12 protein-coding genes and 2 tRNA genes are annotated in these 15,471 nt (G+C 58.6%); 9 read left to right on the forward strand and 5 right to left on the reverse strand.

The genetic code is table 11. The features are described 5' to 3' along the window. Nucleotides 1-24: 24 nt before the first annotated feature. The 3 genes from ctaA (at nucleotide 25) to ACR0LI_RS04635 (ending at nucleotide 3,542) form a co-directional block, all read left to right on the forward strand. Nucleotides 25-1,173 (forward strand): heme A synthase, encoded by a 1,149-nt coding sequence (ctaA, locus tag ACR0LI_RS04625; RefSeq protein WP_480718083.1) that lies wholly within the window; start codon nucleotides 25-27, stop codon nucleotides 1,171-1,173. Nucleotide 1,174: 1 nt separating this feature from the next. Further along, nucleotides 1,175-2,644, forward strand: coding sequence for a carboxypeptidase M32 (locus ACR0LI_RS04630; protein WP_480718084.1), 1,470 nt, complete (start codon nucleotides 1,175-1,177; stop codon nucleotides 2,642-2,644). A gap of 247 nt (nucleotides 2,645-2,891) precedes the next feature. After that, nucleotides 2,892-3,542 carry an alpha/beta hydrolase family protein gene (locus ACR0LI_RS04635; RefSeq protein WP_480718085.1) on the forward strand — a complete coding sequence of 217 codons (651 nt, stop codon included), beginning with the start codon at nucleotides 2,892-2,894 and terminating at the stop codon, nucleotides 3,540-3,542. 155 nt (nucleotides 3,543-3,697) lie between these two features. Here ACR0LI_RS04635 and trhA read toward each other — a convergent pair whose 3' ends face one another. Continuing rightward, nucleotides 3,698-4,300 carry a PAQR family membrane homeostasis protein TrhA gene (trhA, locus tag ACR0LI_RS04640; protein WP_480718086.1) on the reverse strand — a complete coding sequence of 201 codons (603 nt, stop codon included), beginning with the start codon at nucleotides 4,298-4,300 and terminating at the stop codon, nucleotides 3,698-3,700. Nucleotides 4,301-4,491: 191 nt separating this feature from the next. After that, nucleotides 4,492-7,218: a DNA gyrase subunit A gene (gene gyrA, locus ACR0LI_RS04645; protein ID WP_480718087.1), complete on the reverse strand. Its 2,727-nt coding sequence runs from the start codon at nucleotides 7,216-7,218 to the stop codon at nucleotides 4,492-4,494. Nucleotides 7,219-7,411: 193 nt separating this feature from the next. Here gyrA and ACR0LI_RS04650 point away from each other — a divergent pair, with 193 nt between their 5' ends. Further along, the gene (locus ACR0LI_RS04650) at nucleotides 7,412-7,681 is read left to right on the forward strand and encodes an usg protein (RefSeq protein WP_152458119.1); all 270 of its coding nucleotides are present in this window, start codon (nucleotides 7,412-7,414) and stop codon (nucleotides 7,679-7,681) included. Nucleotides 7,682-7,780: 99 nt separating this feature from the next. Then, on the forward strand, nucleotides 7,781-8,443 hold the full coding sequence (locus tag ACR0LI_RS04655) for a lipid-binding SYLF domain-containing protein (RefSeq protein ID WP_171723187.1): 663 nt from the start codon (nucleotides 7,781-7,783) through the stop codon (nucleotides 8,441-8,443). On the opposite strand, the gene ACR0LI_RS04660 is transcribed toward ACR0LI_RS04655, so the two are convergent. Beyond that, a complete protein-coding gene (locus tag ACR0LI_RS04660) occupies nucleotides 8,444-9,397 on the reverse strand; it encodes a radical SAM protein (protein ID WP_480718088.1) in 954 nt (317 codons plus the stop codon). It abuts the gene before it with no gap. A 163-nt stretch (nucleotides 9,398-9,560) separates the two neighbouring features. Here ACR0LI_RS04660 and zwf point away from each other — a divergent pair, with 163 nt between their 5' ends. The 4 genes from zwf to ACR0LI_RS04680 all read left to right on the forward strand — a co-directional run bounded on the left by zwf (nucleotide 9,561) and on the right by ACR0LI_RS04680 (nucleotide 15,098). Beyond that, nucleotides 9,561-11,015: a glucose-6-phosphate dehydrogenase gene (gene zwf, locus ACR0LI_RS04665; RefSeq protein ID WP_171632169.1), complete on the forward strand. Its 1,455-nt coding sequence runs from the start codon at nucleotides 9,561-9,563 to the stop codon at nucleotides 11,013-11,015. Further along, a complete protein-coding gene (gene pgl / locus ACR0LI_RS04670; RefSeq protein ID WP_209832976.1) occupies nucleotides 11,012-11,683 on the forward strand; it encodes a 6-phosphogluconolactonase in 672 nt (223 codons plus the stop codon). The genes zwf and pgl overlap by 4 nt, the downstream gene beginning before the upstream one ends. Before the next feature lie 4 nt (nucleotides 11,684-11,687). Next, nucleotides 11,688-13,298: a glucose-6-phosphate isomerase gene (gene pgi, locus ACR0LI_RS04675; protein ID WP_480718089.1), complete on the forward strand. Its 1,611-nt coding sequence runs from the start codon at nucleotides 11,688-11,690 to the stop codon at nucleotides 13,296-13,298. Nucleotides 13,299-13,478: 180 nt separating this feature from the next. Next, on the forward strand, nucleotides 13,479-15,098 hold the full coding sequence (locus ACR0LI_RS04680) for a long-chain-fatty-acid--CoA ligase (protein ID WP_480718090.1): 1,620 nt from the start codon (nucleotides 13,479-13,481) through the stop codon (nucleotides 15,096-15,098). Between the two features lie 21 nt (nucleotides 15,099-15,119). Here the strand turns inward: ACR0LI_RS04680 and ACR0LI_RS04685 are convergent. Continuing rightward, nucleotides 15,120-15,194: transfer RNA gene (locus tag ACR0LI_RS04685), tRNA-Asn, on the reverse strand. Nucleotides 15,195-15,321: 127 nt separating this feature from the next. Further along, nucleotides 15,322-15,396, reverse strand: a tRNA-Asn gene (locus tag ACR0LI_RS04690). Nucleotides 15,397-15,471: the final 75 nt, after the last annotated feature.

Consider the following 15,471-nt stretch of genomic DNA (forward strand, 5'->3'; position numbering starts at 1 on the left):
ACGAAATCAGGACATGAGGACAGCATGAGCGGTAAGCGCAGCATCTTCGAAGAGGTCTCGGACACCGAAAAACAACAGGCCGTTCAACCCGGTATGATCGACCGGGGGCGTGGCGGTGCGCGTAAGGCAATCCGTGCCTGGCTGATGATCCTGTTCGTTTTGGTCGTGGTGATGATCGCTGTCGGCGGTCTGACGCGGCTGACTGACAGCGGGCTGTCGATCACTGAATGGCGTCCGATTACAGGGGCGATCCCGCCGATGTCCGAGGCCGACTGGCAGGCCGAGTTCGACAAGTACAAGCAGATTGACCAGTGGCGCATTCAGAACCAGTGGATGCAGTTGAGCGACTTCAAAACCATCTATTGGTGGGAATGGGGGCATCGCCAACTGGGCCGCGTGATCGGGCTGGTCTGGGCCACCGGTTTCCTGGGCTTCCTCGTGACCCGCAAGATACCCACGGGTTGGACCGGCAAGCTGCTGATCCCCGGCCTTCTGGGCGGTGTGCAGGGGGCTGTCGGCTGGTGGATGGTCGCCTCGGGTGTGACGCAGGGCGAGGGGATGACCGCCGTCGCCAGCTATCGCCTGGCCACCCATCTGGGACTGGCATTCGTCATTCTCGGGTTCCTCGCTTGGTATATATTCGAGCTTGGCAGGGAAGAACGTGACCTGATGCAGGCGCGTCGCATGAAGGAAGCGAAACTGTTCTCGTTGTCCACCGGCCTGATGCATTTCGCCTTTTTGCAAATACTTATTGGCGCGCTTGTCGCCGGGATCGACGCTGGTCGGTCTTATACCGACTGGCCGCTGATCGGCGGGCAGCTGTTGCCGCCGGATGCCACCGCGTTGGAGCCGATGTGGCGCAATTTCTTCGAAAGCCCGGGGCTTGTGCAGTTCATCCACCGCTGCGCAGGCTACCTGTTGTTCATCTTTGCGATTGTCGTCTGGCGCCGCGGCAGCGCCAGCGCGCATCCTCAGACGCGCTTCGCCTTCAACGCGGCTTTCGCGGCCCTGTCGGTGCAAGTTGTCGTCGGTATCGTGACCGTCGTCTACGGAGCGCCGTGGCAGATCGCCATCTTCCACCAGTTCATGGCTGTTGTCGTCTGGACCCTGATCCTGCGCGCGCGGTTCCTGACTGCATATCCAATCGCAACATCTGTGCGCGGAGTAAATTGACATGACCGCTTTCGACGAACTGATGGCTTTTCAGCGTGAAACCTCGGCATTGGGCCAGATTGCCGGACGATTGGGGTGGGATCAGGAAACCGTCATGCCGCGCGGGGCCGCGCCTCAACGCGCCGAAGAAATGGCAGCGATCGAGGCCGTCCTGCACGCGCGCCGATCAGATCCGCGCGTGGCAGAGTGGCTGGATCAGGTCGCGCCACAGGATGAAGTCGGAAAGGCGCAGCTTCGGGAAATCCGGCGCGCCTATGATCGGGCGGTCAAGGTGCCCGCTGATCTGGCCACGGCGATTGCCCGGACCACGTCCGCCGCACAGGGAACATGGGCACAGGCGCGCGCGGACGAAGATGTCTCGACCTTCGTTCCCGTGCTGGAAGAGGTCGTATCGCTGAAGCGCCAGGAAGGCGAGGCGCTGGCGCAGGGCGGAGACGTCTATGATGCCATGGTCGAGGATTATGAACCCTATACGACCGGCGCTCAGATCGCGGCCATTTTTGATGAAATGCGCCCACGTCTTGTGGCCTTGCGTGCGGCCGTTCTGGAACGCCCGGAACCTGCTGCGCTGACCGGAAGCTTTGACGAGCTGACCCAAATGCGGCTTACGCAAAAACTGGCGGTCGCCTTCGGCTATGACCTCAACAACGGCCGTGTCGACAAGGCGGTTCACCCGTTCAGCTCGGGTTCGGGCCTGGATGTGCGCATCACCACGCGAACCAGCGAAACGGACCCGTTCAACTGCTTTTTTTCCACCATTCACGAGGTCGGCCACGCGGCTTACGAACAGGGGATCGACCGCGACTACCTGCTGACGCCGCTGGGGCGCGGCGTGTCCATGGGTGTGCATGAAAGCCAAAGCCGGATCTATGAAAACCAGCTTGGCCGTTCGCGTGCGTTTACGGGATGGTTGTTCGATCAGATGAAAGACGCATTCGGCGATTTCGGAATTGCCGATGCAGATGCTTTCTACGCTACCGTCAACCGGGTTCATAACGGTTATATCCGGACCGAAGCCGATGAAGTGCAATACAATCTGCACATCATGCTTCGCTTCGATCTTGAGCGCGCTCTGATGGCCGGGGACTTGCAGGTCAGCGAGCTGGAAGCGGCGTGGAATGACCGGTTCAAGGCCGACTTCGGTTATGCGGTCGACAAACCGTCGAACGGCTGTTTGCAGGATGTGCATTGGTCGGTTGGACTGTTCGGTTATTTCCCGACCTATTCGCTGGGCAATGTCTATGCAGGATGTCTGTATCAGGCACTGCGCGGCGCAGTTCCTGAACTGGATGCCCAACTGGCAGAAGGTGACACATCAGGCGCAACCGCTTGGCTGCGTGAACACGTCCAGCAACATGGCGGGCTTTATGCGCCACGCGAGATTATCCAGAGGGCGAGTGGAGTAGAGCCGGGGCCCGAACCTTTGCTGGACTATCTGGAACAGAAGTTCAGCGGATTGTACGGGCTGTGACGGCATGAAACGGTAGCCGATTGATAAGGCTTCTCGCCATTTGCGTTGCAACATTGGCTTTGGCTTGAATACTCAAACCAAGGCGTCGTGCAAAAAGTTTTCACACCTGTAACAAGCACAGGAATTCGGGCGCGCGGGTATTTCATGTATGGTTTCTGGGTGACAACCCAGTGTTTTGCGTCCGAAGGGCGAATGACTATGTCCAACCGTGATCTTTCTTCATGGATCGCAGGGAACGGGGCGGCGGGTGATTCAGAGTGCATTTCTTGTCAAGCCGATACTGGAGCGCGGGTATGCCATCGTCGCTCCGACCGCGCTGGAAATTGAATACCAAAACGGCCCGGGCACAGGGTGGGTTTGGAATGACGCATATTATGGCCGGGATGATTTTGAGTTCATTGCCAATATGCTTGAGGACGTGTTAGCTCGATTCCCCGTTTATCCGGCGCAGATCGTAACCACTGGCCATTCCCGAGGCGGATCGTTCGCTTGGTATCTTGCCTGTGCAGATATTGACCCACGTTTAATAGCCTTCGCCCCTATTGCTGGAACACCGGTGCGTGGCCAGCCTGGGGATTGTGCTTCAGCGGACTTCGATTTCGATATGTTATATAGCCATGGTTATGACGACACGGTTATTCCATTCGCCGGTTCCGGATCTTCGTGGTCTGATCCGGGATATATGGGTGCAGTTGAGGCTACGTTAAGGCTCGCATCTTCTGCAGGCTGCCAAAAGGATGAAGTTGTTGAAATAGATAGCCATGATCAGCGCATTCTAAGCGGTTGTAAAACCGGTTCGACCATTTCGGTGATCGGTTATGAGGCCGGGCATGGCGTTCCAAGTGGCTGGAGCGATCTGATGCTTGACTGGTTTGAGACGGTGAATGCCTTGGAATAGGGGCTTCCAACACAAAACTGGACTGGTGAAGACGGAGAGATGGTCGCGGGACATGCCGCGCAATTTGTCTTCGGCTTCACGCGGAACCCTTTATTGGGCGACGCCAACTCTCGTTTTGCGCAAACTTTTTCCCTCACAAACACGAACAGGTTATCCTAAACGACCTGAACCAGTTCGATTCGGGCCGCGACGGCTGCAAAGAACAAAACGCTGCCGACCAACACAAATACGTGCCAGATCGTATTGTGGAACGGCAGCCAGTCCAGCAGGTAGAAGGCGACCCCGGCCGTGTACACGAGCCCTCCGGCAATCATCAGCGTGACGATTGTGGGGGACAGGTCTGCCAACATGGATTGCCCGGCCCAGACCACCGCCCAACCCATCAATAGGTATAACGCAAGCCCGAACCAGCGGAACCGGTTTGGGTCTAACATCTTGAGAACTGACCCAAGCGTTGCCGAGGACCACAACCCGAGCAACAGCCCGGGGGACTGAGCACCGGACAACAGTAAAAACGGCGTATACGTCCCTGCGATCTTGACGTAGATGCCGGAATGATCGAGCCGTTGCAGAAACCCGCGCCATTCCTTGCTTTCGATCATGTTGTACAACGCAGAAAACGTCAGCATGAGTATCAACGTCACCCCGTAAATCGAGGCACCCAGTACCGCAGATTGATCATACCGGTAATTGATGGTCATGGTGATCAGCAGAGGTACGGCAACCAACGCACTTGAGACACCGAGCACATGGACCACACCGTCGCTGATCCGTTCCGTGCGACTGTAAGCTGGTCGGATATGCGCAAAAGACCACATATGAAAAGGCTAGGCGGCAGAATGGCTTCGGGCAAGCAGATCATCCCGAGAGTTGTCGATATCGTGATCCAGAATGACAAAACGCCCGCAGGGCGAGCGTTTTGTTTCAGATCCGTAATTGAGCGTGAGGGCTATTCTTCGGTTTCCTCATCACCCTGATCGGCGATCCGGGCGACGCTGACGACCTCTTCGCCCTTGCCGGTGTTGAACACCTTGACCCCGCCGGCACTGCGGGACCGGAACGAGATGCCGTCGACCGGAACCCGGATCGACTGACCCTTGGAGGTGGCCAGCATGATCTGGTCGTCGATTTCGACCGGGAACGAGGCCACCAGCGGGCCGCCCCGCATCGCCTTGTCCATCGCCATCACGCCCATGCCGCCACGACCGCGCACCGGGTAGTCATGCGACGAGCTGAGCTTGCCCGATCCTTTGGCCGTGATGGTCAGGATCAGGTTCTCGGCCGCCGACATCTCGGCATAGCGTTCCTGCGGCAGGATGCTGTCGGCATTGCCGCCATCCTCGTCGGTTTCGGTGTCATCGGTCACGCCGGCCATCAGGCGACGCATCTTCAGATAGGCGGCGCGCTCGTCCGGGGTGGCCTCGAAATGACGGATCACCGACATCGAGACCACGCGGTCGCCCGCGTTCAGTCGGATGCCCCGCACGCCGGTCGATTTGCGCCCCTTGAACACCCGCACGTCTGTTGTGGAGAAACGGATCGCCCGGCCGGAATTGGTGACCAGCATCACATCGTCATCGTCCGAGCAGATGCGCGCGTTGACCAGTTCCACGCCCTCGGGCAGGTCCATCGCGATCTTGCCGTTGCGCTTGACGTTAGTGAAGTCGCTCAGCGCGTTGCGACGCACGTCTCCGGCGCTGGTGGCGAAGACGATCTGAAGGTTTTCCCATTCTTCATCCGGCACATCGACCGGCATGATCGCCGCAATGGAAACGCCGGTGGGAATCGGCAGGATGTTGACGATTGCCTTACCCTTGCCGGTGCGCCCCGACTGGGGCAGGCGCCAGGTCTTGAGCTTGTAGACCATCCCGTCGGTGGTGAAGAACAGAAGCTGGGTGTGCGTATTGGCCACGAAGAGGGTGGTGACCACGTCCTCTTCCTTGGTCTGCATGCCCGACAGCCCCTTGCCACCCCGCTTTTGCGCGCGGAAATCGGCAAGCGGCGTGCGCTTGATATAGCCGCCCGAAGTCACGGTCACGACCATGTCTTCGCGCTCGATCAGGTCCTCGTCTTCCATGTCGCCCGACCAGTCGACGATCTCGGTGCGGCGCGGTACCGCGAATTGTTCGCGGACGCTGCGCAGTTCATCAGCGATGATGCCCATTATGCGTTCGCGCGAGGACAGGATATCCAGGTATTCCTTGATCTTTGCGGCCAGGTCTTCCAGCTCGTCCGTGACCTCTTTGACGCCCAGTTGCGTCAGGCGTTGCAGGCGCAGGTCAAGGATGGCGCGGGCCTGAACCTCGGTCAGGTTATAGGTCCCGTCGTCGTTCATCTTGGACAGCGGATCGTCGATCAGGCGCAGATAGTCCGCGATGTCGGCGGCCGGCCAGCGCCGGGTCATCAGCTTTTCGCGCGCCTCGGCCGCGTCGGCCGAAGACCGGATCGTGGCCACGACCTCGTCAACGTTCGATACCGCCACGGCCAGACCGCACAGGATATGGCTGCGTTCCCGCGCCTTGCGCAGGTCAAAGGCGGTGCGGCGGGCAACGACATCTTCGCGGAAATCGATGAAGCTGGTCAGGAAACGGCGCAGGGTCAGCTGCTCGGGGCGGCCGCCGTTCAGCGCCAGCATGTTGCAGCCGAACGAGGTTTGCATAGGCGTGAACCGGTACAGCTGGTTCAGCACCACCTCGGGCGTTGCGTCGCGTTTCAGCTCGACCACCACCCGTACGCCGTTGCGGTCGGATTCGTCCTGAACATGGCTGACGCCTTCGATGCGCTTTTCGCGCACGGCTTCGGCGATCTTCTCGATCATCGAAGCCTTGTTCACCTGATAGGGGATTTCATCCACGATGATGGCATAGCGATCCTTGCGCAGCTCTTCAACGCGGGTCTTGGCGCGGATGATTACGCTGCCGCGGCCTTCCAGATAGGCCTTGCGCGCGCCGGATCGGCCCAGCATCACGCCGCCGGTCGGGAAATCGGGGCCGGGAACGTATTCGATCAGTTGCTCGGACGTCAGGTCCGGGTCGTCGATCAGGGCCAGCGTCGCGTTAACTACTTCGCCCAGGTTGTGCGGCGGGATGTTGGTGGCCATGCCCACGGCGATACCGCCGGCGCCGTTGACCAGCATGTTGGGGAAACGGGCGGGAAGGACAGTCGGTTCCTTGTCCTTGCCGTCGTAGTTGTCCTGGAAATCGACCGTCTCTTTCTCGATATCCGCCAGCAGGGCTGCGGCGGGCTTGTCCATCCGCACTTCGGTGTAACGCATGGCCGCCGGGTTGTCGCCGTCCATCGAGCCGAAGTTGCCTTGACCATCCAGCAGCGGCAGCGACATCGAGAAATCCTGCGCCATCCGCACCAGCGCATCATAGATCGCGCTGTCACCGTGGGGGTGATACTTACCCATCACGTCACCCACCGGACGGGCCGATTTGCGATAGGCCTTGTCATGGGTATTTCCGGTCTCGTGCATCGCATAGAGGATGCGCCGATGCACCGGTTTCAAACCGTCGCGCAGATCGGGGATCGCGCGGCTGACGATGACCGACATCGCATAGTCCAGATAGGACGTGCGCATCTCGGATTCGATCGAGACCGTCGGGCCGTCATAGACAGGGCGCTCGGGCGGGGTTTCATCCATGTTTTCGGGGATTTCTGGCGTATCGCTCACGTAAACTGCCCGTATTTTGTGCTGGGTCTATATCTTGTGGATGCACCTTATCAGACCCGGCACATAAGGTGCAAGCAAGCAGCGCTCCCCAAGGTTCGAATCCTCGGTAACACCCAAGTAACATATTGTTATCTAAGTATTAGGGGGTTTTCGTGCTAGCCTGAGAATACCGTGCAACAAACCGGAGGTCTGCATGAAGACAAGTGAAACCGAATTGATGCTCAAGGGCTATGGCCTGACAACGGCCGAATTTTTCTATCACATGCCCGATTACGTCCACGTCCTGAATACCTTCATCTGGCAGGAATATGACCTTGCGCCGGATCATCCGAAACTCTTCGAATTCATCGAGTTTTGGCAACGAGAAATAGAAGGGCCGCTGCATTCCGTGAAATTCACGCACCGCAAGATGATCGCACCGGGCGAGTGGCGCAACATGGTTGGTGAGTTTCGCGTGAACTGAGTGATCGGCCAGGTCCGCGTGTGCGTCGGAATTCCTGTTCTCATTTGAGGCAAGTCGCGTATGGTGGCTGCCAATCTAATGGCGTCACAGGAAAAAACAATGATCAGAGCCGTTCTCTTTGTTGCAGCGCTTTGCATGAGCAGCCCCGTTTTTGCCGAGGGTGTTCTGGACAAGATCAAGAAAGGTGCCGAGAGCGTCGGGAAGACGATCGACAAAGGTGCCGAAGCGGTTGACGATACGATCACGTCCACTTCGGAGCTGCTGTCCAACGAGGCAACACCTGAAGAAACGCGCGCAAAGCTTGACGCGATGGCAGGCGAGATTTTGGATCAGCTTCTGGCGGAAAACCCCGATGCGCGGCCACTTTATGACGTCAGTGCCGGGTATGCGGTGTTCGACTCCCGTAAGGTTACGGTATTCCCCGTGTCGGCGGGCTATGGCCGGGGCGTGGCGGTGTCGAAAGACACCGGGCAACACACATATATGAACATGGGAACGGGCGGCGTTGGCGGCGCCATCGGCATCGGTGGTTTCGAGACCAAATTCGTAATCCTGTTCGAAACCCCTGCTGATTTGGATAAGTTCATAAACCAGGGCTATGACGCGACCGCAGAAACGGGGGCCATGTATGGCGAGGACAAAACGGGCGAAACCCTGCGTTTCACTGATGGACGCTCGTTCTTTGTTCTCAACAAAAAGGGCTGGCGCGTATCGGCCGGTGCGTCCGGCACCAAGTTCTGGAAATCGCCCGAGCTGAACTGATCAGCCAGAACAGCTGGCCCCGCCCAAAACGCAGAATTTGGCGCAATGAGGGTGGTTCAGATGCACGTCCGCCTCGGCCTCAGCCAGGGTATGACCCATCTCGAACTCGGGCTCATAGGGCAGCAGGGTACAGGCCAGGACAGCAGGTTTTTCGGCCCCCTTGCGTTTGACCACCATACGGGCGCTGGCGCACATGACGTCGTTGGGGGATTTGTCAAGAATTCCCCAGCACGCGGTGGTGATTTCTGGAACCTCGACAGTTTCGTCCATTTCGGGAAACAGAACGGTCTGAGCCGGGTTCTGCGGGTCAATGTCAAATCTGTGCCTGGCAAAGAACCTGGCATAGCCCGCACGGCTTTCCGCGTCTGACTCCCCCCAGACCGTACGCCCGGCGATGGCCATGTTGAAACCGTGGTCGCGCAACCATTCCATACCGGCCACGGTTTTGTCGAAACTGCCGTCACCGCGTTCTTCGTCATGCAGGGCCGGGCGGAAGTGATCGACCGAAACGCGCAGAGTCAACATGTGGTTGAATTCCTTTTGCAATCCCAGCAACCCGTCGCGCATTTTGCGGCGCATCATCGGCGCCATTGCGTTGGTCAGAATCAGAACCTTGTACCCTCGTTCCAGCGCGGCGCGTGTCATGTCGATCATGTCCGGGTTCATGAACGGCTCACCGCCCGTGAACCCGATCTCGTGCACGGGCCAGTTGCGAGCTTCGATCTGATCAAGGTAGTTCCGGACCTCGTCAGCGGTGATGTAAACCAAAGCGTCATTGGTCGGGCTGCTGGCGATATAGCAGTTCACGCATTCGATATTGCACAAAGTGCCCGTATTGAACCAAAGGGTCTCGGGCCGTGTCAGGGAAACCTTTGCGCGGGTCTGGCCGTCAGCTGTCACCGATTTGTTTTGAAACTTGCCGATATTGGCGAGCTGTGGGGCGTTGTCTTTCATTCCCGCATCCGGTTCTTAAAGGTCATCAATCCGATCTAGCCCTTTGTCGCGGATTTGGTAAGGGTGACGCAGCGGTTCTGACAGAGTTTTGAACAGAGTGATTTATTGCCGTATGGTTGCGCTAACATTGGACATGCCGGAAGGGGCGGGGTAAGGACAATTCATGGTTTCACGCGTCATACCTGTTGATCCCTTTGATCTGATCATTTTCGGCGGCACCGGCGATCTGGCGCAGCGCAAGATTCTGCCCGCGCTTTACCGTCGGTTTTGCGCCGGGCAATGGCATGAGGATGCCAGGATTATCGCAGCAGCGCGTGCGGGCCATTCCGCAGAAGATTTCCGGCAGATGGTCGCAGAATCGCTGCACCGGCATGCTGCGGTCCGCGCTTCGGAGTCCCAGAGAGTGTCCCGTTTTCTACAGCGGGTCGATTATGTCCCGCTGGATGCAGTATCAGCCGAAGGATGGGACCTGCTGGGTGAAAAACTGTCGCCTAACCGCGTGCGCGCGTTCTATTTCTCGGTCGGCCCAAGCCTGTTCGGCCCTTTGGCCGAGCGGGTCCGGGCCTATGATCTGGCGACCGAAGATACGCGCATCGTGGTGGAAAAACCGTTCGGGCATGATCTGGGCAGCGCGCGAGAGCTGAATGCCACACTGGCTGCGCATTTTGATGAAAGCCAGATCTACCGAATCGATCATTACCTGGGCAAGGAAACCGTCCAGAACCTGATGGCCGTACGGTTTGGCAATATGCTGTTCGAACCGCTGTGGAACAGCCAGTATGTCGACCATATCCAGATCACCGTTGCCGAAACCGTCGGTATCGATGGGCGCGAAGAATACTATGAACGCGCCGGCGCGATGCGGGACATGGTGCAAAATCACCTGATGCAGCTGCTGTGCCTGATTGCGATGGAACCCCCGGCAAAGTTCGATCCGGACGCGGTGCGAGATGAAAAGCTCAAGGTGATCCGGGCGCTTGATCCGGTGGAGCCGCATCACATCGTGCGCGGCCAGTTTTCGGCAGGGCCGGACGGGGCGGGATACCGCGAATGTGTCGGCAACCCACGCTCGACCACTGAAAGCTATGTGGCGCTGAAGGCGCATGTCAGCAATTGGCGATGGGCAGGCACGCCGTTTTATCTGCGTACGGGCAAACGGCTGGTGGCGCGTTCGTCGATTATCAATGTGATGTTCAAGGACGCGCCGCATTCGATTTTCGGGGAAGAGGCCGGGCGTCACGCCAATGCGCTATCGATCCGGTTGCAACCCAACGAGGGGATCACGCTGAAAGTGACGATCAAGGAACCGGGGCCAGGCGGGATGCGGCTGATCGACGTGCCATTGGACATGAGTTTCGCCGAAGCGCTGGGGCCCGAGAATCAAGACCCGCCAGATGCTTACGAGCGCCTCGTTATGGACGTGATACGGGGCAACCAAACGCTGTTCATGCGTGGGGACGAGGTCGAGGCCGCATGGGCCTGGACCGATCCGATCATCGCCGGATGGCTGGCGCGCGGGGACGTGCCCAAACCTTATGACAGTGGCAGCACAGGGCCGGGCGACGCCGAGCTGCTGATGAAACGGGATGGTCGCCGCTGGCAGGGAATAAAGCCATGAACATTCAAGAATATGCCGACCGAGAAATGCTGGCCATCGATGTGGCAAACGCGTTGGCGGGTGAGCTTGAGACCGCTTTGTTGCACAATGACACGGTTGCATTGGCCGTCCCCGGCGGGACGACACCGGGGCCGGTTTTTGACAGCCTGTGTGCTGCCGATCTCGAGTGGGACCGTGTGCGGGTTCTGCCTACGGACGAACGCTGCGTGCCGGCTGATCACGAACGTTCGAACGAACGCCTGATCCGGGAAAGGCTGCTGACCAACCGGGCATCCGTGGCACAGTATATCCCACTTTATGTTCCGGGCGCAGAGCCTGAATCGGCTTTGCCGGAAGTTGAATCGCTGATCGCGCCGGTGCTGCCTTTGTCGGTTCTTGTTCTTGGGATGGGGGAAGACATGCACACAGCTTCGTTGTTCCCCGGAATGGACGGGCTGGACAAGGCCCTCGACAGCCAGGCGCCGACCTTGATCGTCGCCCGGACCGATGTGCAGCCAGAGCCCCGGATTTCTTTGACGGCCCCTGTGCTGGACGGGGCTTTGTCGAAACATCTGATCATCTACGGGCAGGCAAAACGAGACGTATTGGACAAGGCCATGTCGATGCCACCGGAAGAGGCACCGATCGCCGCGGTCCTCAGCGGCATGACGGTTCATTGGGCGGAGTGAGGCAATGCAGTTGGATGCTTTGAAGGCGCTTGCAGCGGCTGACCGCCGTATCGTCGACCTGTTTGCAAAGGATGCAACCCGGGCCGCGGCGTTTTCAGCCTCGACCGGGGATTTGCTGTTCGATTATTCAAAAACGCAGATTGATGAAGACGTGCGCGCTGCGCTGCTGCAATTGTGTGAAGATGCCGGGCTTGCGACGCGGCGCGACGCCATGTTTACCGGGAAGAAGATCAACGAAACCGAAGGGCGCGCGGTGCTGCACACGGCGTTGCGCAATCTGGACGGTGGCCCGGTCGAAGTGGATGGTCAGGACGTCATGCCCGGGGTTCTGGACACGCTGCATCGGATGCGGGTCTTTGCCGAAGAAGTCCGCGGTGGTGCGATTGCCGGGGCAGGGGGTAGCTTTACCGATGTGGTCAATATCGGCATCGGTGGGTCGGATCTTGGCCCGGTCATGGCCACTCATGCGCTGGCTCCGTATCATGACGGGCCGCGCCTGCATTATGTCTCGAACGTGGATGGGGCCCACATCGCGGACACGTTGCGCCCATTGGATCCTGCACGGACGCTTGTGATTGTCGCGTCCAAGACATTCACCACGATCGAAACGATGACCAATGCGCGCACGGCCCGCGCCTGGATGTCCGAGGGCGGAGGTGATCCGTCCCGCCAGTTTGCCGCCGTATCCAGCGCGCTGGAAAAGACGCAGGCTTTCGGCATCCCCGAGGCGCATGTATTTGGTTTCGCTGATTGGGTGGGTGGGCGTTATTCGGTCTGGGGGCCGGTCGGATTGCCGGTCATGATTGCCGTCGGTTCAAATGCATTTGATGCGTTTCTGCGAGGCGGGCAGGCGATGGATCTGCATTTCCGCTCGGCGGATTGGGTGGAAAACATGCCTGTGATGCTGGCGCTGGTCGGCATCTGGCACCGTCAGGTTCTGGGTTGCACCAGCCGCGCTGTGCTGCCCTATGATCAGCGGCTGCTGCGCCTGCCGGCCTATCTCCAGCAGTTGGAAATGGAATCGAATGGCAAATCTGTCGCGATGGACGGATCTGCGCTGGCTGCCCCTTCCGGGCCGGTGGTCTGGGGAGAGCCGGGCACCAACGGCCAGCATGCGTTCTATCAGCTGATCCATCAGGGGACGGATGTCATTCCCTGCGAATTCATGGTCGCCGCCGAAGGGCACGAACCCGAGTTGACCCACCATCACCGCCTGCTTTTGGCCAACTGTCTGGCCCAGTCAGAGGCTTTGATGCGTGGCCGGTCTTTGGATGAAGCCCGTGAACGCGTGGCGGAAAAAGGCCTTGATGGCGACGAACTTGACCGGCAGGCGCGACACCGCGTGTTCCCGGGCAACCGCCCTTCCACGACGCTGATCTATCCGAAGCTTACACCGTTCGTTCTGGGGCAGATTATCGCGCTGTACGAACATCGTGTGTTCGTTGAAGGTGTTCTGCTGGGCATCAATTCCTTTGATCAGTGGGGTGTGGAATTGGGCAAAGAACTTGCCAACTCGCTCGGACCTGTCGTGGATGGTGTTGCCAGTGCTGACGGTAAAGACGGATCAACCGCCGCATTGGTCGCCTACGCGCTGAAACACCGAAACCAAGAGTGAAAAAATACCGCCCACGGCCGTGTTGGGCTGCATTCTTTTATTGTCAGACAATTAAATGATTGGCAGGGTTCCTCCGTAGGAAACGACTGCATTGACGCATCGGGTCACGCCCCAAGCCGTCAATGCCAGATGGACAAGGCAGAGGCCATCCAAGGTCTCGCCAAGGACGGGAGGATGTCCATGCTAGGACAGATGATGACGCAGCCCTTGCTGGTTTCGTCGCTGATCGATCACGCAGACCGCTATCACGGCCAGACCGAGATTGTTTCGGTTGAAACGGATGGAACGGTCACTGAAACCAACTGGTCCGAGATTGCGGTGAATGCCCGACGGATGGCGTCGGCCTTGACGAATCTGGGGCTGGAACCGCAGGACAGGATCGGGACACTGGCCTGGAACAATCGGCGGCATCTTGAGATCTATTTTGCCACGTCGGGCGCGGGCTATGTCTGTCACACGGTCAATCCCCGCCTGTTCCCCGAGCAGCTGACCTTTATCATCAACCATGCTCAGGACAGGGTTCTGTTCTTTGATGCGACGTTCATTCCGCTTGTCGCCGCGCTGCATGACGCTTTGTCCGAGGTTCAGCATTTTGTTCTGATGGGGCCTCGCAATGAAGAGGCTGCGGCTCAGGTTCCTGATCTGAAGTTCTATGACGAGTTGCTGGAGACCGGGGATGCAGGTTTCCAATGGCCCGACCTGGATGAAAAGACGGCCTGCGGTCTGTGCTATACGTCGGGAACCACGGGCAATCCAAAGGGCGTGTTGTATTCTCATCGGTCAACACTGCTGCACAGCTTTGCATCGAACACACGGGATGTGATCGGGTATTCAGCGATGGATGTTGTTATGCCGGTTGTGCCGATGTTTCACGTCAACGCCTGGGGATCGCCCTACGCCTGCGCCATGTCGGGATCGCGGCTTGTGTTGCCCGGGCCGGATTTGCACGGCGAGGCACTGGTCAATCTGATCGACACCTATGGCGTGACTTTGGCCATGGGTGTGCCGACCATCTGGCAGGGCTTGCTGGCCCATGCCGCAGCATGCGGAACCGAACTCAAAAGCCTTGAACGTACGGTTATTGGCGGCGCCGCGTGCCCTCCGTCGATGATCGAAACCTTCCGCGAAACCTATGGCGTTGACACGGTCCACGCCTGGGGCATGAGCGAGATGAGCCCGCTGGGCACGACGAATTATCCATTGGTCAAACACCTGAAGCTGCCACCGGAAGAACAGCACAAGATCCGCCTGAGCCAGGGAAGACCACCCTTTGGGGTTGAGTTGAAAATCGTGGACGAAGATGGGAATGATCTGCCGCATGACGGCGAAACCCAGGGCGATTTGATGGTGCGGGGTCACTGGGTTCTGGACAGCTACTTCCAGTTGCAGGATCAGGATCTGTTGCAGGATGGCTGGTTCGCCACCGGAGATGTGGCCACTTTGGACCCGGATGGCTACATGACCATTCGCGACAGATCCAAGGACATCATCAAATCCGGTGGGGAATGGATCAGTTCGGTCGAGCTTGAGAACATCGCCGTGGCCCACCCCCAGCTTGCGACGGCCGCCGTGGTCGGTGTTCCGCATCCGAAATGGGATGAACGCCCCTTGCTGGTTGCTGTCAAAGCCGATGGTGAAAATCCCGGCGAAGAGGATTTGCTTGCCTTTTTCGAAGGCAAAATCGCCAAGTGGCAGATCCCGGACAAGGTTGTCTTTGTCGACGCATTGCCGCTGAGCGCGACCGGAAAGGTATTGAAACGCAAGCTTCGGGCCGAGTTCGGCGACGCCCTGACAGGGTAGGTCTGCTGCGTTTTGGGGAATTGGCTCCGGCGGTAGGGATCGAACCTACGACCAATTGATTAACAGTCAACTGCTCTACCGCTGAGCTACGCCGGAACGGTTCGCGCCGTATAGCAATCCGGTTTCCAGACGTCCAGAGGGTGCGTGTGTTTTTCGACGAAAAAAACCGGCATAAATCGATGTGTTTTCTGACGCCAATGCAGGTCTGAACGAAGGGGGATTTTGGCTCCGGCGGTAGGGATCGAACCTACGACCAATTGATTAACAGTCAACTGCTCTACCGCTGAGCTACGCCGGAACTGAGGCGCATATAGCAACCCCGATTCCGGACGTCCAGTGGTTAAGTACGAGAACCATCAAAAAATTTTACTGT

This window comes from Ruegeria sp. CL7 (genome assembly GCF_056536445.1).